The 25,685-nt window shown below is 70.9% G+C and carries 17 protein-coding genes; 7 read left to right on the forward strand and 10 right to left on the reverse strand.

What is annotated here, in order from left to right; translation table 11 throughout:
- Positions 1 to 693 precede the first annotated feature (693 nt).
- On the reverse strand, positions 694 to 1,056 hold the full coding sequence (locus MED15_RS04550; protein WP_112604217.1) for a winged helix-turn-helix transcriptional regulator: 363 nt from the start codon (positions 1,054 to 1,056) through the stop codon (positions 694 to 696).
- 108 nt (positions 1,057 to 1,164) lie between these two features.
- Between MED15_RS04550 and MED15_RS04555 the strand changes: the two genes are divergently transcribed.
- Positions 1,165 to 2,004, forward strand: a complete 840-nt coding sequence (locus tag MED15_RS04555) for an NAD(P)H-binding protein (RefSeq protein WP_112734833.1) — start codon at positions 1,165 to 1,167, stop codon at positions 2,002 to 2,004.
- Positions 2,005 to 2,179: 175 nt separating this feature from the next.
- Positions 2,180 to 2,530: a tetratricopeptide repeat protein gene (locus tag MED15_RS04560; RefSeq protein WP_167457575.1), complete on the forward strand. Its 351-nt coding sequence runs from the start codon at positions 2,180 to 2,182 to the stop codon at positions 2,528 to 2,530.
- Between the two features lie 91 nt (positions 2,531 to 2,621).
- Here MED15_RS04560 and MED15_RS04565 read toward each other — a convergent pair whose 3' ends face one another.
- The 3 genes from MED15_RS04565 to MED15_RS04575 form a co-directional block, all read right to left on the reverse strand.
- Positions 2,622 to 3,014 carry a nuclear transport factor 2 family protein gene (locus tag MED15_RS04565; protein WP_091405325.1) on the reverse strand — a complete coding sequence of 131 codons (393 nt, stop codon included), beginning with the start codon at positions 3,012 to 3,014 and terminating at the stop codon, positions 2,622 to 2,624.
- Positions 3,015 to 3,096: 82 nt separating this feature from the next.
- Positions 3,097 to 3,585: a MarR family winged helix-turn-helix transcriptional regulator gene (locus tag MED15_RS04570; RefSeq protein ID WP_225855095.1), complete on the reverse strand. Its 489-nt coding sequence runs from the start codon at positions 3,583 to 3,585 to the stop codon at positions 3,097 to 3,099.
- A gap of 8 nt (positions 3,586 to 3,593) precedes the next feature.
- Positions 3,594 to 4,841: an FAD-dependent oxidoreductase gene (locus tag MED15_RS04575; protein WP_112734835.1), complete on the reverse strand. Its 1,248-nt coding sequence runs from the start codon at positions 4,839 to 4,841 to the stop codon at positions 3,594 to 3,596.
- A gap of 98 nt (positions 4,842 to 4,939) precedes the next feature.
- Here MED15_RS04575 and MED15_RS04580 point away from each other — a divergent pair, with 98 nt between their 5' ends.
- The gene (locus MED15_RS04580) at positions 4,940 to 5,599 is read left to right on the forward strand and encodes an MSMEG_1061 family FMN-dependent PPOX-type flavoprotein (protein WP_112583205.1); all 660 of its coding nucleotides are present in this window, start codon (positions 4,940 to 4,942) and stop codon (positions 5,597 to 5,599) included.
- A gap of 234 nt (positions 5,600 to 5,833) precedes the next feature.
- On the forward strand, positions 5,834 to 7,018 hold the full coding sequence (locus MED15_RS04585; RefSeq protein ID WP_167457576.1) for a serpin family protein: 1,185 nt from the start codon (positions 5,834 to 5,836) through the stop codon (positions 7,016 to 7,018).
- Positions 7,019 to 7,171: 153 nt separating this feature from the next.
- On the opposite strand, the gene MED15_RS04590 is transcribed toward MED15_RS04585, so the two are convergent.
- Complete coding sequence (locus MED15_RS04590) at positions 7,172 to 7,567, reverse strand: VOC family protein (RefSeq protein WP_112583203.1); 396 nt, start codon at positions 7,565 to 7,567, stop codon at positions 7,172 to 7,174.
- Between the two features lie 520 nt (positions 7,568 to 8,087).
- On the opposite strand from MED15_RS04590, the gene MED15_RS04595 reads away from it, so the two are divergent.
- A complete protein-coding gene (locus tag MED15_RS04595) occupies positions 8,088 to 8,570 on the forward strand; it encodes a GNAT family N-acetyltransferase (RefSeq protein WP_112726959.1) in 483 nt (160 codons plus the stop codon).
- 61 nt (positions 8,571 to 8,631) lie between these two features.
- The gene (locus tag MED15_RS04600; RefSeq protein WP_244220358.1) at positions 8,632 to 9,204 is read left to right on the forward strand and encodes a CbrC family protein; all 573 of its coding nucleotides are present in this window, start codon (positions 8,632 to 8,634) and stop codon (positions 9,202 to 9,204) included.
- Between the two features lie 222 nt (positions 9,205 to 9,426).
- Here the strand turns inward: MED15_RS04600 and MED15_RS04605 are convergent, their stop codons facing one another.
- Complete coding sequence (locus MED15_RS04605) at positions 9,427 to 10,386, reverse strand: SEFIR domain-containing protein (RefSeq protein WP_112734838.1); 960 nt, start codon at positions 10,384 to 10,386, stop codon at positions 9,427 to 9,429.
- Positions 10,383 to 13,880 (reverse strand): NB-ARC domain-containing protein, encoded by a 3,498-nt coding sequence (locus MED15_RS04610; protein WP_167457577.1) that lies wholly within the window; start codon positions 13,878 to 13,880, stop codon positions 10,383 to 10,385. Before MED15_RS04610 ends, MED15_RS04605 begins: the two co-directional genes overlap by 4 nt.
- Positions 13,881 to 13,989: 109 nt before the next feature.
- Between MED15_RS04610 and MED15_RS04615 the strand changes: the two genes are divergently transcribed.
- Complete coding sequence (locus MED15_RS04615; RefSeq protein ID WP_167457578.1) at positions 13,990 to 16,095, forward strand: tetratricopeptide repeat protein; 2,106 nt, start codon at positions 13,990 to 13,992, stop codon at positions 16,093 to 16,095.
- Positions 16,096 to 16,511: 416 nt separating this feature from the next.
- Here MED15_RS04615 and MED15_RS04620 read toward each other — a convergent pair whose 3' ends face one another.
- The 3 genes from MED15_RS04620 to MED15_RS04630 all read right to left on the reverse strand — a co-directional run bounded on the left by MED15_RS04620 (position 16,512) and on the right by MED15_RS04630 (position 25,679).
- Positions 16,512 to 17,093, reverse strand: a complete 582-nt coding sequence (locus MED15_RS04620; RefSeq protein WP_112583197.1) for a dihydrofolate reductase family protein — start codon at positions 17,091 to 17,093, stop codon at positions 16,512 to 16,514.
- A gap of 67 nt (positions 17,094 to 17,160) precedes the next feature.
- Positions 17,161 to 18,000 carry a helix-turn-helix domain-containing protein gene (locus tag MED15_RS04625; protein ID WP_225855097.1) on the reverse strand — a complete coding sequence of 280 codons (840 nt, stop codon included), beginning with the start codon at positions 17,998 to 18,000 and terminating at the stop codon, positions 17,161 to 17,163.
- A gap of 38 nt (positions 18,001 to 18,038) precedes the next feature.
- Positions 18,039 to 25,679, reverse strand: a complete 7,641-nt coding sequence (locus tag MED15_RS04630; RefSeq protein ID WP_112734840.1) for a SpvB/TcaC N-terminal domain-containing protein — start codon at positions 25,677 to 25,679, stop codon at positions 18,039 to 18,041.
- Positions 25,680 to 25,685: the final 6 nt, after the last annotated feature.

The following is a 25,685-nucleotide window of genomic DNA, read 5'->3' on the forward strand; positions in this document are numbered from 1 at the left end:
ACCTACCGTGCAACGAGGTATCCATCTCCGACGCATCCACGAGAGGACCTCACCCGCGTGACACCGCCTGCTCTATAGACCTGACACGTTCCCCGCGCCTGGGTTGCCGACGTCGCCGTCGGTTCGTTCCCATGCCTTCCGTCAGGTCTTTGGAGAGATCATGTCTACGCGTCCACATACCGCGCTGCCCTGGCCCGCCGGGCACACCGGGCTTCCCCTGCTCGCACTCGGCTGCGTCCACTGCGATTCCGGAATCGGCGACCGGCCGTTCCGCATCACGGCCGACGGCGGAATCGTCCACAACAGACCCCTGGTCGCCTACGGCGCCGGCTTCCCGGGCCAGCATGCGCACCCGATCCCCGTGACGGGCCACACCGGCAGGTCCTCGGGTCGTCGGCCGCCGTTGGGGCGAGAGCATCGCTGGCCCCGCCCGTGGCTGCATCAGGCCGCGGTCCGCGCGAGGTCGCTCCTGACGCGCGAACGAACGTCAGGACCGGCCCGATACCGACGGAGGAGGTGACCGCCCGGGTGCGTACCCTCGGCCCGCGCTCCGAGCGACGGCCATCAGGCGAAGCCGGACGCGGGCCGCCCGCATGGCACGCCGAACGGAAGAGCGTCATGGCCACGGCCATGTCGAGCATGCCCTGCGCGACGGCCTCGGAGCGGCCGGCCCGCAGCATGTCCTCCGCGGCCTCATCGCTGGGCGTCGTACGCGCGCCGTGCGCGTTCGACCTCTCCGAGGCTGGCATCGGCCCACGTGGTCAGGTGCGCGAAGAGCGGGCCCAGGCTGGCGCCCAACTCGGTGATCTCGTACTCGACTCTGGGAGGCACCTCGGCGTGGTAGGTGCGTGACACGAGCCCGTCACGCTCGAGTTGGCGAAGCCGCTGCGTGAGCACCTTCGGCGTGATGCTCGTCAGTCGGCGCTCCAACTCGACAAAGCGCTGCCGACCGTACTCGTTCAGCGCCCACAGGATCGGTGTGGTCCACCGGCTGAAGACGATGTCGACAACCGGCGCGACCGGGCAGGCCAACTCGGGATCTGCCGACTGCTTCATGTGTCCCCCGTCACAAACGCATTACTATCCTCTAGGTACCTACTATATCGACGCTATTAGCGTCTTCTTCGGCCGTGCGAACGACACGGTCGGACTGGAGACCCAGACATGTTTGTCGTGGTAGGAGCAACCGGAAACGTCGGCCGTACGCTCGCGTCAACCCTCGCGGCCTCGGGTGCCGCGGTGACGGCGGTGTCCCGGGGGCGACGTCCGGGCGCCGTACCAGAGGGCATCCGCCACCATCGCGCGGACCTCGAGCAGCCGGAGAGCCTGCGCCCGGTGCTCGCCGGCGCCGAGGCGCTGTACCTGCTCGTGGAGGGCGCCGGAGCCCACGTCGAGATGCGCGAAATCCTGCGGGTCGCCGCGGCCGGCGGCGTGAAGCGCGTTGTGCTCCAGTCCTCGCAGGCGGTCGCCACACGACCGGACTCGCCGTCACACGCGCCGCTGCGCGCCATCGAGGATCTCGTCCGTCGATCCGAATTCGACTGGACGATCCTTCGCCCCGGCGGCTTCGCCTCCAACTCCTTTGCCTGGACCGAACCGATCCGGGGCAGGCGGACCGTGGCCGCACCGTTCGGCGACGTCGGTCTGCCCGTGGTCGACCCGGCCGACATCGCCGAAGTGGCGGCCGCCGTGCTCCTCGACCGCTCGCACGATGGCCGTACCTACGAACTGACCGGCCCGGTCCTGCGCACGCCACGCGAACGGGTCGCCGATCTCGCCGCCGCGCTCGGCGAGCCGATCCACTTCGTGGACCAGACGCCCGACGAAGCCCGCGAGCAGATGCTGCGGTTCATGCCGCCGCCGGTTGTCGAGAGGACGCTGGCGATCCTCGGTACGCCGACCGAAGCCGAACAGCGGATCAGCCCGGACGTTTCCGAGGTCCTGGGCCGATCACCACGCCCCTTCGCCGCCTGGGCCACGCGCAACATCGACGCCTTCCGCTGACAATCGGCCGGGGCCGCCAGCGGCGGCTCCGGCCCCGGATCAGCTCCCGCAGATGCCGTACCCGTTGAGGCTCCACCAGCCGGCGAAGCCGTCGGCGTCCTCGTCCGCTCGCAACCGCACGGTGTTACCCCCGGTGATGTTGACCGCTGTCAGCAGCACCTGACCATTGCCGGCGTTGATATCCGCACGGCTGCACGAGGAAACCGGCGACCGGCACGGCGCGGCGCTGACCTGGGACAGCCTCGGTTACGTCCGGCACGGCCTCGGCGGCCAGGATCGGGCGGCGGACTGCTACCGGCGGGCGCTGGCGCTGCACCGGGAACTCGGCGACCGGTACGACGAGGCGGAGGTGCTGGACAACCTGGGCGACAGCCTGCAGGCCGCCGGTGACCTCGACGCCGCGCGTCGGGCGTGGCGAGAGGCGCTGACGGTCTTCGACGAGCTGCGCCACCCGGACGCCGACCGCCCCCGGTTGAAGCTGGCCGTCCCAGCCGTCCCGGCGCCAGCGGGCGGCGGAGAACCGTAGGTGACGTGGTACAACGTGCGGGCTCAATCCTCTTCACTGGCGACCGCCGGTCGCCGGCGGGACAGGTGAGACGTGAACGCCCTGACTCCCGCTAGCCGACGGCCGCCTCACGCTGGATCTGCTCGAATTGATCTGCCATCGCGGCGGCCAGGGCCTGCGCGGCGGACAGCGGACGAACCATGACCGTGAACTCATCGATCAAGCCGCTCTCATCGAGGTGCAGGAAATCGCAACCCTCGACGGCGACACCGCCTATCCGCGCCTCGAATACCAGCGCGTGATCGCGACCGCCCTCGCCGCTCAGCTCCCGGACGTACCGGAAGTCCTCGAACACCCGCAGCACACCCCGCAGGATCGCTGCGGTGATTGCCTTGCCCGGATAGGGCTTGAACGCCACCGGGCTGCGAAACAGCACGTTGTCGGCGAGGGTCGCCTCAAGGGCATCGGGGTCGCGTGCTTCGACCGCCGCACGAAAGTCGATCACCACCTCAGCGTACCGGCAGTCCGGCGTCACGGTCGCGGTGAAGCCGCCCGGCCAAGTAATGCCCCGCCAGGCCGACGACAGCTCAGGCAGACCGCTGCGCGGTCTCGCCGCCGCGCAGGCGGTCCAACTCGGCGAGGTACATCGCCTGCATGCGGTCGTAGTGCCGGACCAGCAGCATGACCTCCTCGACGCTGTAGCCCTCGATGAGCTGCTCGGCCCCTTCGGCGAACCGCTCGTACTGTCGCTTCAACTCGGCGGACCGCTCCGGCCGCAGGGCGACGATCACCCGCCGCCGGTCCGCCGGATCGCGCTCGGCCGTCACGTAGCCCGCCTGCTGGAGCCGGCGGAGCATGCTGGTCACCGCCCCGGTGGTGAGGTTGGTCCGCTCGGCGACCTGCCCCGCGGTGGCGGATCCGACGTCCGCCAGGTAGTCCAGGCACTCCAGGTCGCTCACGGTGAGGCCCAGCCGCTCCGCGATGGCGTACCGGAACACCATGGACAGCCGCGACGTCTCCCGCCCGGCGCGCATGAGGTCGGTGATCGCGGACGCACGGGCCGGCTCGTGGGACATGCCGGCAATCATCCCTGCGGCACGGTGACCCGGTGCAGCCGAGGTAACACGCGGGTCAGCACCCAGTGCGGTGCGGCCGCTCCCCCGGTGAGGCGGCGCATCAGCCTGGCGGCGGTGTCGACGGCGCGAAAGGCGTAGGGCGTCATCTCGTCCTGGTAGCTGGCGATCGCCTCCTCCACCGGCGTGCCACTGGCCCGGGCCTCGACCAGCTTGTGGCCGAGCAGGGCAGCGTCGCGCAGCGCGGTGTTGCCGCCGTGCGCGCCGAACGGCGGCATGACGTGCACGGCGTCGCCCATCATCGTCGCCCGGGGCACCGCCCACCGGCGCGGGCGCTGGCCGGTGGCGAAGAGGTTGAGCACTGTGGCGTCCAGCTCGGCCGTGCCGACCAGCCGCCGGATGACCGGGTGGAAGTCCATGCTCATCCCGGAGGCCAGTCTCCACAGCGCCAGCAGGTCGCCCCGGATGCCCATGGGCACCTCCTCCTGCCGGAGCAGCAGTCCCCACATGACGTAGTCGTCGCCGGTGGGCGCATAGCTGCCCGGGGCCAGGCGCGCGAACGCCTCCGGCGGGCTCTCGCCGAACCGCATGGAGGTGAAGAAGAAGGCCCGGCCCGGCCGGTCGGCGATGGCCAGGACCCCGCTGGTACGCAGCGCGTCCGGGATGATGCTTTCGCCGTTGCGGCAAAGGGGCGACCGGCCGTAGATGCCCGCCATCGGGGTGTTCGCCGGGTTCGCGTCCGGCATGATCTGCGCGCGCAGCGCCGAGCCGACGCCGTCCGCGCCCACGACGACGCTTGCCGCCGCGCCCCCGCCGTCGGAGAACAGCAGCCGCGGCCGCGCCGGGTCGCCGCTGTCCACCGCGACGGCGTCCTTGCCGTAGTGGATGCGCCCGTCCAGCCCGGACTGCAGGATCGACCGCAGGGTCAGCCGGTCGACCTGGCGGGTCGCGTGCGGCTCGTCCTTGAAGGTGATGGTGAATGCGTCCCGCAGCCGGCTGTCGGTGAAGCGTAGGTGCCCGCCGGGCTCGTCGCCGGTGGTCAGCGCCAGGTTGTACAGCGAGCGCGGCAGGCTCTCGCGCAGCGCCTCGATGCCATACCGGTCGAGAATGATCCGGTAGCCCTGCCGCCGGACGAAGGGGCCCGAGTCCCGCTCGTAGACGTGCACGTCGACGCCGGCGCGCATCAGGTACTGGGCGAGGCAGAGGCCGGAGAGGCCGGCGCCGGCGATCGCCACCGAGAAGTTCGTCGATATGCTCACACGGTTATCTTAACGACTAAGATGATTTGGGCAAGGCCGCCGGCATGCCACGCCGCGGCCCGCCAAGCCGCCCGGCGGGGGTGGATTAGTGTCGATGCATGACGCCAGTCTTTGCCGCCAGTGCCTTCGACTCACTGCGCCTCGACGCCGTGCCCGACCAGGAGTCGCTGCGCCGGGCCTACGAACTCCCCAGTGACGCGGCCGTGCGAAAGCAGATGACCGAGCTCACCGAACAGACCCGGCGGTTGATCGGCTGCTCGTCGCTGGTCCTGGTCGCCACCGTGGATGCCAAGGGCAACTGCGACGTCTCCCCGCGCGGCGGCCCGGCCGGCTTCGTCGCCGTCCTGGACGCACGGACGGTGGCAATACCGGATGCCACCGGCAACAAGCGCCTGGACACCCTGCAGAACGTCGTCGCCACCGGGCGAGCCGGGCTGCTGTTCATCATCCCAGGGCGCCCCACGACGCTCAGGGTGAATGGCCGGGCCTGCGTCTCCACTCGCCCCGAACTGCTGTCGCAGCTGACCGCCGTGGGCAAGCCGCCGGCCAGTGCGTTGGTGCTGGGGATCGATGAGGTCTACCCGCACTGCCCCAAGGCGCTGCTGCGCAGCGGGGCCTGGAAGCCCGAGCAGTGGCTGCCGGCGGACGCCCAGCCGACCTCGGCCGAGGTGACGCTGGCCCAGCTACGAATGCCCGAGCTGACGATCGGTGACATCGAAAAGGCCGAGGCAGAATCGCTGAAGTACCGGTACGAGTAGCAAGCCGCACAGCGATCGTTGGGGTGTCTCGCGCTCTTCCACGAACGACTGACAGACATTGCTGGATCTCAATGAATTCAAGCTTGTGTCTGGTGAGTTTCCGTGGGACTGCTCTAACCTCGACACATGGTCTCGCGTCGATCCGTATTGCGGGCGGTCCCCCTTGCAGCCGCTGCCCTTACCGCCGCCCCAGGTGCTCCCCGTTGGCTCGGTCCGCCGTCCACCTCGACGGCAGTGGACCGCGTACCACCCGACCCGGCCACGATGCAGGCCGCCGCTACCGCAGTTCGCGGCTTCACGGCCGACCTCTACCGCACGGTGGCATCGACCCGGGCAGGCAGCAATGTGGTGTGCGCGCCGTACTCGGTCGGGCTCGCGCTCGCGATGACCAGGGCGGGCGCCGGGTCGACCACGGCGGACGAGATGGACACGGTGCTCCACGCGCCGCATCCGCGCCCCCGCTCGCTCGACAGCGGGCTCAACACCGTTGAGCAGACGCTCGCCGGCCGCTACCAGGACGGTGACGGAGTCAAGCAGCCTCGGCTGACCACGGCCAATGCGCTGTGGACACGACTCGACCTGTGTCTGCGACCCGGGTTCCGGGACACCCTGGCCGGCTATTACGGCGCCGCGCCGCGACCGGTCGACTTCCGTGGTGCGCCGGAGGTGGCCCGCCAGGAGATCAACACCTGGGTGTCCGATCGGACCAACGCGAAGATTCCGGAGCTGCTGCAGTCCGACGCCGTGGGCCCCGACACCAGCCTGATGCTGACCAACACGATCTATCTCAAGGCGGCCTGGAAGTACCCGTTCACCGCTACGGCCACGTCGGTGGGACAGTTCACCAGGGATGACGGGAGCGTCGTCGACGTCCCGGTCATGCGCGGACCGTTCGACAGGATGGGCTACCTCGAGGGCGACGGGTGGCACGCAGTCGACGTGCCGTACGCGGGCGACGGGCTTGCCATGGCCATCGTCATGCCGACCCGGGACGATCTCGCCGCGGTCGAGGCGAGCCTCGATGCGACCTGGCTGGGCGCCTTGCTGAACGGGTTCCGGATCACCGACGTCGAACTGCGCCTGCCCCGGTGGACGTTCCGCCTGCCGGCCGAGCTGGGTGCCGCGCTGGGCAGCCTCGGCATGCCCACGGCATTCACGTCACAGGCCGATTTCACCGGCATGAGCACCGAACCGACCCTGTGTATCGACGACGTGGTGCACGAGACGTTCATCGCTGTGGACGAGAAGGGCACCGAGGCCGCAGCCGCGTCGGCCGTCATCGTCCGGCCGCCGTCGATTCCGCAAGGGCCGCAGTTCTTCGTCAACCGGCCATTCCTGTACGTCATCCACGACCGGCTCACCGGCGTGCCGCTGTTCCTCGGCCGGGTCCACGACCCGCTGGTCAACGGCCCAGCCTGACCGGGCAAGACCAGGCGACATCGTCGGCCGATTCGTACCACGAGCCGGGAAGGGCCGTGCCCCTGTGTGATGAGCGAATCGCGGCATCAGCGGATGTCGGCCGCCTGGATTACGGACACGGTGGTTGGCGGCTCAGCTGACAATTACGCAACGTCAATTGGCCCCGAGCAGGTCCCACCGGTTGCCGGCGATGTCGAGGAAGACCGCGACCCGGCCATAGGGCTCGGTCCGCGGCTCCCGGACGAAGGTGACGTCGGCCGCGACCATCCGCCGATAGGCGGCGTCGAAGTCGTCGACGCGGAAGAAGAACCCGACTCGGCCGGCTACCTGGTTACCGATTGCGGCGCGTTGGTGTTCTCCGTCGGCGCGAGCGAGCAGGATCCCGGTCTGGGCGCCCGGCGGCCGAACGACCACCCACCGCTTGGCTCGACCGTCATTGGTCAGTGATGGGGAGTCCTCGACGAGGTCGAAGCCGAGCACGTCGGTGAAGAACGCGATCGCGGGGTCGTACTCGTCGACAATCAGGGCAACCAAGTCGATCTGCACCAGGGCAGCTTATCTGGGACCAGGTTCTGCTGGCCTGCTCCCCGGTCCGCACTGGACCACCCTCGGATCGTCGGCTACTGCATCAACGCCCGCATCAAGGCAGCCGTGGGCTTGGCGACGAACCCTCAGCCCTCATCGGCGACTTCCACCGCGGGTGCGAAGCGGCGGACAGCCGCCTCGATGCTCGGGCGGTGCAGCCGCCAGAAGGTCGCCGGCCGGCGGTCGGCGAGGACGGCCGGCGGCACCTGCGGGACGAGCCTGGTTCATCCGCCGCAGACTCGCCGGCAGTCACGCACACCGACCTGGTGGAAAAGCCGTGGCTACACTGCACGACCGTTGGCCTTGGTGGACGCTCTGTGCCACGAATGCGGTTGCAGCGCCCCGTAGGATTCCTGTCATGAGTTGCTTCGCTGCTTGGCGTACTCGCCACTGAGGGTCGGCTTGCCGCCGTTCCGGCCGCTGGCTGGCCATCTGATGCCCGCTTCGTTGGCTTTCAGAACCTCAGCTCGAGAGGCACACTCACATGCGCATCCGCTCGTTTCTTCAGCATGACCTGGCCCAGCTCACCGAACTGACCATCGAGACGTTCGGACCGTTCTACGAAGACTCCTTCCGCCCTCTCATGGGCGAGACCGTTTTCGCCAACCAGCACGGCAAGTGGCGCGACGACTACGTCAAGCAGGTCGCCGGGCTCCACGACCCCGCCGAGCACCGGTATGTCGCGGTCGCCGAGACCAACGGTGCCATCGCCGGCTACGTGGCCTGGGCGGTAGAGCCTGAGCGCCGAAATGCCAGCGTCACTATCCTCGCCGTGTCCGCCGAGCATCGCCGGCTCGGCACGGGCACCGTGCTGTGCGAGCACGCGTTCGCCGCGATGCGGGACCTCGGCGCCGAGGTCGTCACGATCGGCACGGGCGGGGACGGATTCCATGCGCCCGCCCGAGCCCTGTACGAAGCACTGGGCTGCACGCCGCTGCCGGTCGCAATCTACTACCGGGAGCTCTGATCTGATCCGGGGTGGGTTACGGCGACGCAACCCGCCCCGGTCACAACGGCATGATGGGCTGGTGACCGAGCCGGTGTTTCGATACCACCCTGATCCTTTGGCCACGGGCTCGGCGGTGCGGGTTCAGCACGAATGCAGCGTCTGCGGTCAACTTCGGCAAGTCCGCTACCGGGGACCGGTCCACGGCAGACAGCCCGAGAGTCTTTGCTTGCACTGCATCTACTCCGGGGCGGCCTCCAAGGCACTCGGCGTCGTTGCCGTCGCCACGGATGGCAGCGAAACCCTGGAGATGCCTGCCGAGCTCAGCGACGCGGTCGACGTGCCTGATGACGTGCCGCATCACGTCATCGAGGAGGTCACTCGCAGAACCCCCGGCTTCACCGGTTGGCAGCAAGAGTCATGGCTCTACCACTGCGGCGATGGCGCGGCCTTTCTCGGCCGGGCCGGCTACTGCGATGTCGAACCTCATCCGGACGCCCTGAACATGCTTCGCGCGAGCCACCGGCAACTCGGCTGGTCATCCGAGGAGACCGACGAGTTCCTGCACCGGCTCGACCGCAACGGTGAGCCCACCGCGTATCTGTTCCAATGCCTGCACTGCGGTACTCACCTCGCGTCCTGGGATATCGGTTAACCGCACCTCATCGCCGAGACGCAGACGCACTCTCTGCAGCACACACCACGATCGCGGCCCGTGACGCAAAGCTCGCCCAGCACCGGGCCGCCCTCGACACGGCGCAGATCCCGCACTTGTCGCCGGCTGGATTACCCCAACCCAGGCCGAACGGCCACGAGCCGAAGCCGATCTTCAACGACTCAGCGCACGGAGCCACGCCGGATGAGCCGGTCTCGGCAGCTACCCGACCATAGGTCCGGCGTGTTCGAGCCAGCTGCGCAACCAGGCCGCCGTGTGGTCGTCGGAGGCGGCCGCGTCCTCGAGGAGCCGGCCGAGCACCTCGCCGACAGCCGGGCTATGCGGCTGGTCAGCGAGGGCTTGGACGGCGGCGCCCGGCTCCGATTCGCGACCGAAGCGATCTCGCACGAAGGCGGACAGGGACGCCCATGCCTGTTTGCCGGCTTCGTCAGCAGCGCCGCTCGCCAGCGGAACCACGGTGGCCGCGACTATGCCGGCCGTGATCGGTTCTATCGACACCTCCGGTGCCTCTGCTGATCCCGACGGAGACTGTTGACGGTCAGAGACGGGTAGCGGCTGCTGGCGGCGGGCGCGCTCGGCGGCGAGGTGATCTGCCCGGCGGGGCGGCATGCCGGGGAAGGGCGCCTCGGGGATCGGGGGAAGGTCCACCCGCGTCTTCCGGGTCCCACGCGGGTACCGGGGTTTGTTCAGCAGCCAGCGCAGCACGAGCGTCGCGTGGGGATCGTTCACGGGGCGGCGCTGGATGCGGGACAGATCAGCCGGGACCGGCGCGTCCATGCCGTCGGGCAGCACCACGATGAGCACCTTGCGCTGGAAAGCGGCCTGGTCAGTGTCGAACAGGCCGTGCAGCGCATCGCACTCGCGAACCGACCCCGCGCCCTCGTTCGCCGGGTTGCGGCCCGACCAGCGGTCCCACAGGGGCACGCTGCTGATCATGATGACGGTGTCCGCCCAGGACACTCGGTCCGGTCCCCAGCGGGTGAAGTCGATCGTCCGGTCCTCGCTGTGGAAGAGGTCGATCTCCACCTCGATACCTTCGACTCGGTCGAGCGTGTGGGCGAAGGCGAGCACCGCCGCCCGGTAGCGGGCCTGTTTCTGGGCGCTCCAGCGCCGGTCGCGGTGCGCCCACACAATGAAGACCCGGTGCGGCATCGTGCTCATCGCCAGATCGGCGTGGTCACGACGGCGCGCAGGGCTTCCGGGTCGTCGTCGGCGACAGCCGCCGCCGCGGCCCGCGACAGCGTCCACGGATGGTCCGGCCCGTAGAGCGCCGCGCTGCTGTCCGCCGCCTCCCGGAGCAGGACACCGGCGTCGATGGCCCCGGCCAGGGCCGCGAGCCGGCCGATGTTTGTCCGCCAGCAGATCTCCTCGCCAGCGGAGGGTTCGACGACATCGTCCGCGAGCAGGTGCCGCAGACGGTCTGCCTCCCAGCCCGGCCGGGCCGAATCCACCGGTGGCTGACCGTGCTGCCGGAGATCCTCGGCAAACCCCCCGCCCCCCGGCCGGGACAGAGAGTCCAGCATGGTCAGCAGGACACGCCCGGCGGCGGTCCGTAGCGGGCGTGGGCGGCGGGCGGCGTCCCGGCGCAGCAATACGAGGCGGGCACTGGACAACAACGTCAGTGGGTGACCGGAGCCGAGAGACCGGGCGGAGTAACGGACGGCCTTCGCTGCGGATGCGATGTCGCCCGGCTCGACGGTGTCGGGGTCGGCCAGGCGCCAGGCAGCGAGGGCGTCCCGGGCCATCGCGGCATAAGCGGTGTCTGGGCCGAAGAGCCGTTCCACCGCCGCGGCCAACTCTCGGATCGTCTCCGGCGGCTGTGCCGCGAGGCCGGTGAGCCACGCCGCCCTCAGCCGGTGGACGATGGCCCAGACGGAGTCGGACCCGTTCTCTGCCCGGCAAGCTGCCAGATCGAGGAGGACGGCTTGGTGGGCGGCCCGCCGGTCACCCCGGGCCAGCTGCAACTCGGCCAGGGCCAGCCGCCGGATCAGGGTCTCCCGGTCCTCGTGTCCGAGCCGGTCCCGCAGGGTCTGCCAGGAACCCTGAACCAGGGCGAACCCCTCGTCGGTGTCGCCGAGGTCGTAGGTCACCAGCCCAAGGTTGCACTGGGCGATTGCAACGTCCGTGCTCTGCGCCGCCGAGCGGTCCAGCAGCCAGTGCAGCCCGCCGTTCAGCCGGTCGCGTGCGGACCGTAGCCGCCAGGTCAGATGCTCGGTACGCGCCAAATTGTTGTCGATGTTGTTAAGTACCCCGGCACCCTGCGACTTCTTCCGTGCCAGGTCCGCGGCGGCGCTGAACTCCGCCACGCCCTGCTCGTATCGGCCGGTGTCGAGCAGCAGCAGCGCGCGGTCGTTGAGCAGTTCGGCGTACTTGCTCTCGGCGCCACCGCCGGGGAAGGACAGCAGGTGACGGATCGCCGCGTCGTACACCTTCGCGGACTCCGGGAACCTCTCCCGCAGTTGGAGGATGAAGCCGAGGTTGTCCCCGATTTCCAACCGGATCATCGCCGACCTGGGGACGGCGTCCGCGTCGACGGCTCCGCGGGCTCGACGGGGAAGGAGCGTCAAAGCCCTGCGGGCGTACGCCTCGGCCTCGGCCAGATCCACGTCCGTGAGCAGCGAGTCGGTCTCGTTGAGCCACCGCGCGGCCGATGTCCGCGCATCGGCGCCCGCGACGTCGCCGAGCCGGTCTGCGGGCACCACCATGGCCGGGTCGAGGTCGTCGAACGCGTCGACCACCTCGGCGGACACTCCGGGCACGGCCGCTGCGGCGACCTCGTCGCCGTGCATCGCCAGCGCCAGTAGGGCGACCCGGTAGGCACCACGGGCCGCGCCACGCTCGTGCAGGTACGCCCGGGGCAGCCAGAGCGCGTGATTTGCCAGACCACGCAACCGGTCGGGCGCGACATTGCCCGGGCGTTGCCGGGATCCGTCGAGGACAAGGTGACAGGCCGCCACGGCGACCGCGGACAACGCCATGGTGCGCGACCACAGATCGGCGTCGTTGACGTCCTCGTCGTCCAGCAGCCGCCCGGCGACGGCGGCAACCATCAGTGCGACCTGGGCGGTGTCCGGACCGGCCTCATCGCGGACCGCACCGGCCAGCAGTGGATGGACCAGAAAAGTCTCCTCGTCGGCGCCGGTCCGGATCAATGACTGGGCCCGCAGTTCGGTGACGGCGGCGTCACGACGTTCGGTGTCGGCGCACACTGCGACGGCGGGGTTGTCGCCGTAGTCCCGGCCCAGTCCGGACAGCAGTTCGCCGGAGACCGGGGCGGGCTGGGCGCAGGACAGGATGCCTAGCAGCGCCAGCGCATCCGGATGACTGACGCGCAGAGCCGCCAGGCGGATCCGCCAGGCCTGTTCGAGAGCAGCCGCCCCGGCGACGGGCGCGTCGACGTGACGGTCCAGCCAACCGCGCAGTGATAGCCCGTCGACGACAGCGGCCGCCGCCTGCTCGAGCGCCAGCGGGAAGCCGCCGAGCCGGCGGGTGACCTCGGCGGCCAGCCGCTCGTCTTCGGCGCCGGTACGGGCCAGCAGGAACTCGATGCCGTCCGACTCGGACAGCGGCTCCAGTTCGACCGTGGCGGCTTCGGCGCGCCAGCGGACCGACGGTGAGGTGACGAGCACGTGGACACCGGACATCGACGGCAGCGCGGCCGCGAACGCCGTCGGCTCCGGGGCGTCATCCACCACGATCAGAGCCGGCCGTCGTTCGCCGAGCGCCTCCCAGAGGTCGTCCGGATTGGCGCCGTCGATGCCTAGGCGTTCGGTGAGCAGGGCGATCGAGGAACGCCAAGTCGTGGAGTTTGTCGCGGATAGCCAGCCGACGACGGTGTAGCCGTCCGCCAGGTGTCGACACATCCGTACCGCGAGGGAACTCTTGCCCATCCCGGAGCCGGCCACCAGCGCGACCCGGATTGCTGCGGTCCGGTCGGCGAGCAGCTGCGCGAGCCGATCGACCACGTCGTGGCGGGTGCGGTCTTCGGCAGGGTTACCGCGCCCGGGAACGGCGACGACCCTGCCCCGCACGGCCGGCGTCGCAGCCGGCGCCTGCCGGGCGAGGTCCACCGTCCGGGGCCAGCTCGCCAGCACCCGGTCGGAGCGCTGCACGGCGGACGCCAGAACGGCGGGGTCTTCGATGCGGACCGTCAACAGGCCGGCCACATCGGCAGGCCGCGGCACCCGCAACCGGCGCAGGCGGGCGTGCACCTGCCGCCGGCGTTCCGCCGTCGCGCCGGCGCCGTGCATCGCGGCGAGCACCGTACGGGCACGGGTGTGCCGATCGCCGCGGATCACCTCGGCGGCGAACCGGTCACTGTCGAGAGTGACCGCGGCGCGGCGGGCCAGCGTCCGCAGAGCAGCGAGCAACTCGTGCTGCCCGGCGGACGAGTCCCGAGGGAGCACGAGCACCGTGCAGTCCTCCGGCCGCCCAGGATCGAGCAGCGCGGCGATCTCCGCCGCCACCCCGTCGCGCAGACAGCGGGCCAGCATTCGCCCGCCGCCCGCCGTCGCGTCGATCCGCACCTGTACATCCGCGCCGGACGGCTCGATCCGGACTAGCGCGGGCGGCGCGGCCATGCCCAGCACCGGTATACCGGCCGTCACTCCGGCGACCGCCACTCGTATCAGCTTCCCCGCGTTCTCCGCATCCACGTCGGCCCCTTTGCACGCGCAGAACATGCCACTGACCGCGATGGCCGGTTCCGCCACCGGGCTTGCTGAAGGAGAATGTATCGACAACTCATCGTATCGGGGGCTGCCGATGACCGGGTCCACCGATAACTTCATGGACGGCACCGCCCACATCGTCGTTCAGGCAGGTAGCGTACGCGGCGGAGTCCACATCAAGGCGTCGCCCGAGCAGCCGCTGCCGCTCCCTCGTCAGCTACCGGCCCGGCCGTGGCTGCTGGTCGGCCGGGACGACGAGGCCGCCGCACTGGACGAAGCCATCCGCACAGGTGATCTCTTCGTCGCGGCGATCGACGGTCCCGGGGGCATCGGGAAGACCACGCTCGTGCTGGAGTGGGCATATCGGCACCTGGACCGTTTCCCGGACGGGCAACTTTTCGCCGACCTCGGTGGTTTCGGCAAGGGCGAGCCGGGACCGCCGCCGCTCACGGTGCTCCGCGGCTTCCTGGCCGCCCTCGGCGTTCCGGCCAGCGCGGTCCCCACCGACACCGGTGCGGCATCGGCGCTGTTCCGCAGCCTGCTCGCCGGCAGACGTATCCTCATCGTCCTCGACAACGCCGCCGTCGCGGCGCAGGTCGTTCCGTTGCTGCCCGCGGCAGCGCCCGCCGCGGTCGTCGTGACCAGCCGTCAACACCTAGCTGGCCTGGGCGCCGGACGGGTCCGCCGGATCCGGCTCGGTGTCCTGGACCGGGCCGGATCGGCCGCGCTGCTCACCGAGAACCTCGGCGAGTCAGCGGCTGGCGTCGAACCGGCCGCCCTCAACGTCCTGATCGACCACTGCGGCGGGCTGCCGCTGGCCCTGTCGATTGTCGCCGCCCGGGCATCCCGGCATCCCGGGCATCCTCTGTCCACCATGATTGACGAACTCGGTGCGGCGGAGGCGCACCTGAGCGGCTTCGACGCGGGCACCGAATCCATGCGCCTACAGTCCGTCTTCTCCTGGTCGACCTCCCGCCTCACTCCGCCGCAGGCCCGGGCATTCCGGCTCGTCGGCACGGCGCCGGTCGCCCCGCTCGGGCAGCACGCGGCGGCGAGCCTGCTAGGTCTTGCGCCGCGGCGGGCCACGGTGCTGCTGAACGAACTGGAGAGAGCGAACCTGCTGGAGGAGCCCACCCCGCGCCGCTATCTGATGCACGCCCTGCTGCGGCGGCACGCGGGGGAACTCGCCGAGGAGGACGAACCGACGGCGGACCGCGTCGCCGCCGTGCGACGACTGACCGACTCCTACTTGGGCACCGCCTACCAGGCGGACCGGCTGCTGTTCCCCTACCGCACGCTGGTGACGCTGGACCATCCGGCACCCGGGGTCAGCACGGCGCTGCTCACCGACGAGTCCGCAGCCCTGGCCTGGTTCAGCACCGAGTACGACCAACTGCTCGCTCTCCACCGGCACGCCGAACAGCTCGGCTGGTGGCGCCACGTCTGGCTACTGGCTCGCCTGCTCGACACCTACCAGCACCGCTGGGCGCTGCTGCGCGACAATGTGGACACCTCACGCCGGGGCGTCGCCGCCGCCCACGCCCTGGCCGACCGGTATGCGATCTCCCTGGCGGAGCGGCAGCTCGGCCGGGCGCTCACCCACGCACAGCGTTACGACGACGCGCGCCGTCACCTGAACCTGGCTCTGCAGGCCGCCGACGACCGTGACGACACGCTCGCCGTAGCGCACACCCGGCACGACCTGGCGCGCCTGTCGTCACTCGTCGGCGAGCACGATGCCGCCCTGCGCCACGCCCGCGAGGCGTTGCGCCTCTACCGCGACTGCGGCGACCCGGTCGGCGAGGCCCACGCGCTGAACCGGGCGGCCCGCCAGCTCGCCGAACTAGGCGATCATCAGGCGGCTCGAACGGCCGCCCAGCAGGCTCTCGCCCTGCACGAGCGGAACAGCGACCCGGCCGGTTCCGCGGCCACCCTCGACAACCTGGGCCACATCGCCCGCCTGCTGGAGCAGCCGGACGAGGCGATCGAGCACTACTCGCGCGCGCTCGCGGACGGCGGGGCCAACCCGTACCTCGAAGCCGCCATGGTCGAACATCTCGGTGACGCCCACGCCGCCGCGGGCGACGACCAGCGTGCGGGCTTCGCCTGGCAGCATGCGCTGACGCTCTACGAGGCGCAGTTCCGCACCGCGGAGGCCCGTCGCGTCTCCAACCGAATCCTGGGCCTGGGCGGCCCGTAAGGCCACCACCCTTCGACGATCTGGCCGTCGTAGCCAGTTGGTCAACCACCATGCTCACACGAACCCGGCGTCAACCACCTGCGCCAAGTCCAGTCCGGAGGTCGGCTGGATGCCCGGATTAGCGGCACGCCAGGGTGGTACTGGTCGCTCCGTGCCGTTGATGGTCGTTATCCGGCATCGCTACGCGTTGACGGTCCTCCTCACGCTCATCAGCCTCGCCGCCCAGACCCGCATCACACGGCGCACCCGCGGCTGACGGACGCTTGGCACAGCGCCCATCAGACTCGATCAGCCGGCCCGCGACCTTCAGGCCGAGGCCGTCCAGGCGGGTTGGGTGGTCAGGTCGGGGCAGGAGAAGGTAGGAGCGTGACTTCGACTCTCCCCCGCCGCGCGACCCGCCAGCCCGCCCAGACCGGTCAACGGCGCACCCGATAGCGCAGGTGAAGCACCCGGTTGCCCTGAACCACCACGTCAGGATCCTCCAACAGGTGTTGCGCGTGGACCGACCCGAAGTAGCGCTTGCCAGACCCGAACACCACGGGTACCACGTCCATGCGCACCTCGTCGACCAGGCCCGCGGCTAGCACCTGGCCGCCGACGTCGCCAGCGGCGACCTCGACGATGCGGTCACCTGCGAGCTCCTGCGCCTTGGCCACTGCTGCCTTGACGCCGTCGACGAAGTGAAACGGCGCCTCAGGGTCCCAGCCCTCGGGCTTCGGACGGTGCGTCACGACGACCACATGGTCGATTCCGCTCGGAGGCTTCCCGTCCCAGCCGTCCGTCATGTCGAAGACGCGGCGGCCGGCGATTGTCACCCCGATCTGGTCCCAGTACGGCCGGGTGTGGTCGTAGGACGCTTGTGACACCTTCAACACACCACTGTCGTCCAGCGGGACGTCACCGCTGGTCAACCAGTCGAACAGCGGTCCGGGATGGTCGTTCTCGTCCGCGATGAAGCCGTCCACCGACACCGAGCTGTACAGGACTACTTCGCCCATGGGCGCGCTCCTCTGCTTGGGGATGCCCTCAGGCTAGAGTTTCGTGCGCTGTCGCTCTTGTAAGGAATCAATCGATCGGTAGCGGCCAGCCGTCCAGAACGTGGCCGGGGTGTTCGCGCAGGAACCGCCGCCTGACGTCGACGTACCGGGTCGGTGTGAGCCCGGTGAAGGCCCGGAACTCGTGGCCGAAGTGGGCCTGGTCAAAGTAGCCGGCGCCGCCGGCGAGGTCGGCCCAGTCGATCGGTTCGGCGGGGTTGATCGAGAGCACGGTGGCGGCGAAGCGGTAGGTGCGGGCGAACCGCTTCGGCGTGACGCCGATGAACTCCTTGAACCGCTGTGCCAGGTGAGTGCTGCTGACACCGGCGGAAACCCTCAGGTCGTCGATCGCCACCGCCCCGCTGGTGGCGGCGATGATGCGGCTCGTGTGGCGGACCAGTCCCAGGCCGGCCGCCTCGCCCAGCCGTCGCGTCAGCTCCTCCTCGAGCAGCGTCAGCATCTCGTGAGGTCCCTCGGCCGTGGCCAGCCGGTCTCGCAGCTCAGCAGTGGCGGGCCGGCCCCACACCTGCTCTATCGTCGCCGGCCGGTCACACAGCTCCGCTGCGGGCATCGGCAGGAACGGTGCCAGCCCCCACGGCTTGAAGTGCACGCCGACGGACCGGGTCCGGAGTGGGTAGCCGAACTCGAACGCGCGGGTGGGCGTGGTGACCACGCAGCCGTCGGCGTACTCGGCCGTCTCGACGTTGGCGCCGGCACGAATGCGGAACGGTGCCCCGAGGTTGACGATGAGGAACGCCGCCGGACTTGCCGGCAGCGTCAGCCGGGCGTACGGCGGCGCGCCCTCCAGGTAGTAAAGGTCGTCGATCAGCCCGTCCAGCGGCGGTCGCGGCACTCTGGACACGTACTCCACGCCGACAGTATCGCCGACGTGGCCCCGGTAGACCTGGCTCACCACCAGTCGAAGTAGCGGCCCGCGTGGAAGATCCCCACTCCGATGGCGGCGACGATGCCGACCACGAGCACGACCGGAGCGACCACCACGCTGCCGGCCGCGATGCCGATGGCACCCGCGGCGATGGCCAGACCCGCCCCGATGCCGACGCCGCCGGCCACCACCCCTGGCGTGTCGCCGGCCTCGGCGGCCCGGTTCATGCTGACGTACGAGACGGCGGCCAGACCGATGCCACCGATCACCAGTCCGGCGGTCATCGCGCTGACGGTGGCGACAGTGGCACCGGGCACGGCGATGGCGTACAGCTCCAGGCCACCGCCCACCGCGCCGAGCGCGTCACCGACGCCCATCTCCCAGTCGCCGTGCTGGTAGTCGCCCCACAGGGCGAACGCCGACAGGCCGAATCCGACGACACCGAGCCCCTTGCCGAGCATGCCGGTCCGGCCCGGCAGTCCGCGCACGTGCTCGGGTGCCGTGGCACTGGCTGGGATCTTCCGCCCGCGTCCCGGGTTGGTCGCCGTACGGATCGCGTTTCCCGCGCTGGCCGGCGCGTCGGTCTCGGTGATGATGACGGCCTGGGATCGCTTGCCGGCCATGGTCGGGTTGGCCTGGATCGCCCGGTTGGCGTCCCGGGTCGCCGACCGGGCGATGTCGCCGGCCTTGCCGTATACGTCGGTCGACTTGATCTGCTTGACCGCGGTGCTGGTCTCCAGGTCGAAGTTCGGCGTGTTGTCGCGCCACGGCATGCCGTACAGCCATTCGAGGATGTTGCCGCGGAACGTCCCCCGGCCGCCCTTGAACTTGAAGTTCCAGATGAACTTCTCGGCGGCGGGCGCTGTGTGCGCGGCGGCCCCGCCGACGGCGCCGGGTGCGGCCGGCGCCTTGCCGCCGGAGTCGGCCGGCGGCGGTTCGGGTGGCGGGACCGGGGCGGGTGGCGGCGGCTCGGCCGGTGGCGGCTCCGGTGGCGGCGGAGGCGGCGCCGGTTTCGGCTTCGGCGGTGCCGGAGGCGGCAGTACGGCGTGCAGCACCCAGGTGCCGCCCGGATGCTCGGACCAGTTGCCTCCCTCCAGGTTGAGGGTGACGTTGGCCTGGTAGTAGATGACCGAGTTCTTGTTGTTGATCCGTGGATCGAGGGTCGCGCCGTGGCTGCTGAGATAGCGGCGGAAGTCCTCCACCGTGGGGTTCTCGGACCCGGTGAAGTGGGACTCCGTGATGGAGATGTCGTGGGTTTCCGGCCCCTTGACAGTGGTGGGCTTGAACCCGGACGGGTCGACCATTCCCACCGGATTGTTGCGGCAGTACCGGAACAGGTTGCCCCCGTCGGCGAAGCCGCCCGGGTCGCTGCTCGCCCACCTGCCCAGCCACGGCACGTAGTACCGGGCCCCGGCGTAGCAGAAGCCGGTCTCGTCGTCCACCTCGTGCCCGCCGAAGCGGTACCGCTTCAGGCTGAGGTCGGCGCCCGGCCGGCCGTACCGGTACGCGGTAGTGCCGTACGGGTGGTACTCCTCGTAGGAGATGAGCACCCCGGCCGCGTCGGTCTCCAGCGTGGCCGAGCCGAGGTGGTTGGTGAGCTGGTAACGGATCAGCGGAACGCCGAGCGGGTTGGCCGGGTCGAAGCCGCCGACGTCGACGGTCTTGACGTCCACCTGGGCGACCGGGCCGGTGTCGTCGGCGATCGTGGTGGTCCACCGTTCGTGCTGGAGGGTGCCGGTCACCCGGTTGCGCCGCCGGAACACGGTGACCGCGCCCAGGAAGATCCATTCAAGTTGGACGCTGCCCGGCCGGTCCACGATTTTGCGCAGCCGCTGACCGCTCGCGGCGTAGACGAACCGGGCTTCGCCACCGCCGCCGAGGTCGACCCGGCGGAGCTGGTCGTGGACGTTCCACTCCAGGGCCGGCAGGTGCGGCATGACGGTCAGGTTGCCGACGGCGTCGTGCGCGTACAGGGCCGAGTAGGGGCCGCCGTCGGCGTCGCCGGGGACGCTCGTGGAGGCCAGCCGGTTCGTGGCGTCGGCCGGGTCGTCCTGGTACGCGTACCGGTGGTGCCGGGTCCAGCCGGCACCTACGCCGGCCTGCGTCCGGAACCGGTGCCGGAGCACTGTGAGGTTGCCCAGCGGGTCGTACTCGTACTCCTCGGTGTAGGCACGTACCGCGCCGGGATCGGTGAGGCTCCCGGCCGGCGGCACGTCGGTGTGGTCACGGATCGCGTCGTTCGGCGCCCCGGCCAGCTCCCGCCCGCTCGCCCGGACCAACTGGTAGAGCGGGTCGTACGCGTAGTCGCTGGCGGCCGGCACCGCCGCGTTGCCGAAGAAGGTGGGCGCGCCCGGTTCGGCCACCCGGGTCAGGTTGCCCACCGGGTCGTACGTGTAGCGCAGGTCGCGCACCCCGGCGGTGAGCAGGCGTTCCAACCGGAACGTCGTCGGGTCGTAGAAGTACTCGGTGACCAGCCCGTTGCCGTGCCGGGCGAACCGCCGCCGACCCAGCGCGTCGTAGTCCTGCTCGGACAGGAACTCCACCTCCGCGCCCTGGCCGCGCGGCCGCGCGGTGAGCCGGCCCAGCATGCCGCCCTCGAGGTAGGTCGGTCGTAGCTCGGTGGCGTCGGGCAGGGTGACCACTGTCGGGCGGTTCACCGCGTCGTACTCGGCGGCGGTGCCGAAGACCTCGCTCTCCAGCAGTGGCGCCGCGGCGGCAAGCAGCGCGGCGTGGTCGGGCGCGGCGGCCACCGGCGACCAGTCCGGGCCGTCGACGTGGTCGGTGGCGAGTCTCCGTTCGGCGCGGCGCGGGTTGCCCTTGAAGTCCACCTCGGGCACCCGCACCTGGCCCGCCGGGTCGAACACCAGGTACGGCACGCCGTGCAGGCCCAGCGTCGCCGCGTCCGGATGGCGGTCGCCGAAGACCACGTACTGCACGCAGCGCTCCGCGCCGGCGGACTCGCTGACGTACAGGCCGACGGGCCGGTGCAGGGCGTCGTACGTGGTGCGGAAGGTCCGGCCGTGTTCGTCCCAGATCCGGCGCACCCCGCCGAGCACGTCCTGGAACACCCACCGCTCGCCCTTCTCGGCGCTCCACGACCGCACTCCCGCGCCGTGCATGGCGGTGGCCGCGTTGGCGATGTGCCGGCCCAGCGCGTCGTACCCGTCCGAGGACCGGCCGGTCAGGTCTCCCCTGGTGCGTACGCCGAACCGCTGGCCGGCGCCCCGGTCGGCCTCCGTGTAGACGGCCCGGCCGAGGCTGTCGAAGTGGATCACGGAGGGCGTGTCGGCGTGTCCGGCGGCGAGCCACGCGGCGCGGGTGGCCGGGTCGGCCGGTTCCGGGTCGGACACGGCTGGGCTGCCCCGTTCGGCGTACCACTGGCTGTCGAGCACCGTGTCGTTGGCGTCGAACAACCGGTGCGACCAGGCAGTGGACTCGACCCGGCTGAGGGTGCCGTCCGGATAGCGGGTCAGGACGGCCCGGCCCAGCGGGTCGTAGTAGCGGATCGCTGTGGCACCGATCTCGCGCAGCGCCGCCGCGTCCTCGTACTCGTGGGTGGTGCTGAAGTAGGGCTGGTACCGCTTCACCGGGTTGCCCTTGTTGTTGACCACCGTGCGGCCGGTGCCGACCCATCGCGGGTCGGCGTCCACCTCGACGGCCACCCCGTCCTCACCCACCTCCAGGGCCCTGCCCGGATGCACCCGCGACTTGGTGATCGCCACCCCACCGGTGCCGGTGCTGTACTCGTAGCTCTCCAGCCAGCGCGAGTTGGTTGGGCCGTGCCGTTCCCGGTGCCGGCCCCGGCTGTACGCGGGCTGACCGTTGACCAGCCAGTTGAACGGGTCGTAGGTGAACGTCAACGTCGGATCGTCGAGCGTGTCGCCGTCCCCGGCGCCGGGCCGGCCGAGCAGCGCCGAGGCCACCACCCTGCCCAACTCGTCGTAGCGCACCGCGCGGCGCTGCCCGTTCGGGTCGGTGACGAGGCTCGGGCCGAGCACCAGGTAGTCGTTGACAGCGGTGGTGACCGACCAGGTCGCCTGGTCGATGGTCACCCGCTCGGTGAGCAGGTGGTAGGCGTCGAAGGTGACCGCCGTCGCCATGCCCAGCGCGTCCCGGGCCCCGTCGGACAGGTAGAAGTGCGCGGCCGGATCGGCGGGATAGCGCATCTCGCCGGAGGGGATCCACCAGTCCGGGCCGCCGTCGAGGTGCACGTAGCCGGCGGCGGCCAGGTCCGCGTCGGTCACCGCCGTGCCGTAGCCGGCGGCCAGCGCGGCCGGGGTGAACGCGAGCTGGTACGTCTGGTGCCCCAGCCCCAGGCTGTCCCACTGCCCGGCCGGCAGCGGCGTCAGCGCGTTGTCCCGGAACCGTACCTGTGACCGGGACAGCAACCGCCGCTGCGCGCTGACCTCGTCGGCCACCACTTCGTACCCGATCGGGGTGGCCGCGGCGAACCCGGCGAGCAGTTCGGCGCGGGTGAACAGTGGGCCGGCCGGGGCCAGCCCGGTCAGTTCGTACCCGAGGGCCTCGTACGCGGCGCGGATCCGGTACGCCGGCACCGGCAGCGTCTCGTCGATGTCCGGGGTGTACCGCTGCTCGCCGTACGTGACGTGACGGCGCCGCTGTTCGGCGGTCACCTCGGCGGGCAGCTCCGGGTCGGGCGTGGTGCGGCCGTAGACCACCGCGGCGGCCTCGACCACGGTGCCGTACGGGCCGAGGACCAGGTTGAGTCGGTGGCTGATCCGGGGCTCGTCCGGCTCCCGGTCGTAGGAGAGGCTGACCGCCTCCCGCTCGACGGCGACGAACACGTGCGCGTCCAGCCGCTGCACCTGGTACGTCTGCTCGACCACCCCGTACGGGTGCTCCTGCGCGGCACTCCCGTCGTACGAGTACACCTCCTGCCGCAGCGGCAGGCCACGCAACGCTCGCCGGCTCCCCCGCAGCTCCGCGGCGGAGACTCCGGCCGGCAGCTCCGCGGTGGGCAGGTGCCGACCGGCGTACCACTCGGCGGAAAGGTCGACCGGGGCGCCGGTGTGGTACCAGGTCTTCGTCGTGACCGGTGGCTGGTACAGCTCGGGCGAGGTGTCCTGGTTCCCGTCGACCGCCTCGACGCCCAACACGTGGTCCACGAACGACTCGCCGTCGATCTGCTCGACCATGCCGAAGCCGGCGAACTCCCGCTCGACGCCGTCGTAGTGCCCATGGTGGTAGCGGTAGCCGGTGACCAGCCGGGTCCCGGCGATCCGGTCCACCTGTTCCACCCGCTCGACGACCTGCACCGGGAACGGCAGCCTGGTCACCCACGGCTGGCCGGCTCGCCGGTCGGCCAGCTGGAAGGCGGTGGAGGCGGCGTACCGGATGGTGGTCTCGCCGCCCAGGTTGTTCACCACCCGGGTGAGCAGGTGCGGCTTGCCGTCGGCGGCCAGGTCCAGGTACCGCACCGGACCGGCGGCGTCGCCGGGCAACGGCGACGACCACACCAGGCAACCGGTGCCGGCACCCAGCAGGTCGGTCACCGTCACCGTCGAGTCGGGGGTGACATGCGGCAGGTCGGGCAGCTCGGCGGGGGCCGACCAGCCGTTGCCGGACTGGTTGTACCAGAGCCGGATCTCGCGTCGGCCCAGGTAGCACAGGTCCATCGCGCCGGTGCCGTCCACGTCGGTGAGGAGCACCCGGGCCGGGTCGAACTCGTCCAACCCGGTGAACCACGGCGCGTCGTCCATCTCGACCTTCGCGCCGAATCGTCCGTAGCCGACGTTGGGCCAGTAGCAGACGGATCCGTCGCGGACCCGGACCAGGTCGGTGAGCCCGTCGCCGGACATGTCGGCGAGGAAGATGCTCTGCCGGTCATCCGAGCGCAGCAGCCGCGGCCCACGGTCCTCGTCGGCGGGCCAGAGTGCGGGTCGCGCCGGGCCGTACCCCGCCTCGGCCAACGACTCGTGCCAGGCCAGCACTGTGTCACCGGCGATCAGCAGGTCGGCCCGGCCGTCTCCGGTGAGGTCCAGCAGCAGCAGGTCGGGGCTGGTCCAGTCGACGGCGGGCAGCTCGCGAAACGGTTGGAAGCCGGACCAGCCGGCGTCGTCGGTGCGGCGGACGAAACCCGCCGGTACGGTGCCGAGCTGGACCAGCTCGATCCGCCCGTCACCGTTCACGTCGACCAGTTGCTGGCGTCCGCCGGCCAGGTCGGTCAGCGACGGCACTGTGGGCAGCGCGGCGACCGGGCCGATCCGGCCGGCGCCGAGGTTCGGCCGGTAGTAGAGGGCACCCTCGTGCCCGGTCAGCACCCCGGCGAGCCCTTCCCCGTCCAGGTCCACCCACAGCTCGGTCCGCCCGTCCACGCCGGCAGGCAGGTTCTCCAGGCTGCCCCGCTCCAGTTCCCGGGTGGTCGCCGCGATGGTGGCCGGTGTGTATTCGAAGGTCACCGGGGGCAGTGCGGCGCTGGTGTGCCCGCCGCCGGCGGCCGGGGCGTAGCCGCGCTGGGTCACCTCGACCAGGGTGGACAGCACCGGCCCGGCGGCGTATCCCAGCTCCACCGCGCGGACCAGGCAGTCCGCGCCCACCTCCGGCTCGTCCGGGAAGTGGTGGAACATCAGGATCCGGCGGCACAGCCGGTAGGTGCGGACCTCGAATCCCGCGCGGTAGGTGGAGAACGGGTCCGGCCGGCAGGTCCAGTCCCCGGTGTCAGCGGGTAGCGGGGTGTCCGGGTGGTGCTCGCCGTAGTCGAGGACCACCTCGAACAGCCAGCCGGCGTCGGCGATCTGGGCCGGTGTCAGGTCCACCGGGCGTCGGCCGTCGGGGTCGAGCAGCGGCACCGTGTTGCCGTAACGCACCGACTTGAGGTAGCGGTTGACGTTCCGGTCGGTGCGGTGCCGTTCGTGCGGCCGGTCCAGGTCCAGGCCGGCGGCGTCCTCGGCCTTGTAGGTGTAGGTGACCGCGTTGCCCCGATCGTCGCGGGTCTCGCAGAGCAGCCAGGTGTGCACCCGTCCGCCCAGGCCGATGCGGGAGCTGCCGTCGCGGCCGTACACGGCCAGCAGGTTCGACCCGGACAGGGTGCGCCAGTGCACGTCACCGTCGGAGTCCCGGGTCCACCGCTCGATGCGGGCGAACGCCCCCTCCGTCCGTGGCCGGAACCGCTGCACCGTGTGCCCGGCGACCGGAGTGCCGCCGGGCACCGGGATCAGGTCGTCCTCCCCGGACAGCAGGAAGGTGTCGGTGTCGTCGTAGCGGGGCAGGCCACGGTCGGTGCGCCGGCTGATGGCCGGTACGGGCAGCTGCCAGCCGAGGCCGAACGGGCCGTTCCCAGCTCCCGAGTCGTAGCTGAGCGTCAGGTCGGGTTGGAACCCGGACCGGCCGCCGCTGACCGGGACGGGAACGGACATGCCGCCGGTCCCGGTGACCGGGTGGGCGGCGAACGTCTCGCCGATGGCCCGGATCGCGCCGCCGCCGGTGGGCAGGCTGATCGCCGGTCCGCCGAGTCCCGGCCCGGTCGCACCCCGACCGGCCGGCGGCGTCCCGGCACCGGTCGCGTCGGTCGGCGGCCCGCCCGGTCCGAACGCCCCACCCGCTCCGCCGGGAGCGCCGGCGCCGGTCGGGTCGGCGGAGCCGCGCCACCGGGAGCCGGGCCCCGGCCCCCACGATCCGCCGCCGACCGGGTAGCTGGTCGTCACCGCTCC

Source organism: Micromonospora noduli (assembly GCF_003264475.1).
GTDB lineage: Bacteria > Actinomycetota > Actinomycetes > Mycobacteriales > Micromonosporaceae > Micromonospora > Micromonospora noduli.

Excerpts from the sequence above, each read along its gene's own strand:
- MED15_RS04550 (WP_112604217.1), bottom strand. The coding sequence starts at position 1,056 with ATGAAGCAGTCGGCAGATCCCGAGTTGGCCTGCCCGGTCGCGCCGGTT.
- MED15_RS04555 (WP_112734833.1), top strand. The coding sequence starts at position 1,165 with ATGTTTGTCGTGGTAGGAGCAACCGGAAACGTCGGCCGTACGCTCGCG.
- MED15_RS04570 (WP_225855095.1), bottom strand. The coding sequence starts at position 3,585 with ATGTCCCACGAGCCGGCCCGTGCGTCCGCGATCACCGACCTCATGCGC.
- MED15_RS04580 (WP_112583205.1), top strand. The coding sequence starts at position 4,940 with ATGACGCCAGTCTTTGCCGCCAGTGCCTTCGACTCACTGCGCCTCGAC.
- MED15_RS04595 (WP_112726959.1), top strand. The coding sequence starts at position 8,088 with ATGCGCATCCGCTCGTTTCTTCAGCATGACCTGGCCCAGCTCACCGAA.
- MED15_RS04605 (WP_112734838.1), bottom strand. The coding sequence starts at position 10,386 with ATGAGCACGATGCCGCACCGGGTCTTCATTGTGTGGGCGCACCGCGAC.
- MED15_RS04615 (WP_167457578.1), top strand. The coding sequence starts at position 13,990 with ATGACCGGGTCCACCGATAACTTCATGGACGGCACCGCCCACATCGTC.
- MED15_RS04620 (WP_112583197.1), bottom strand. The coding sequence starts at position 17,093 with ATGGGCGAAGTAGTCCTGTACAGCTCGGTGTCGGTGGACGGCTTCATC.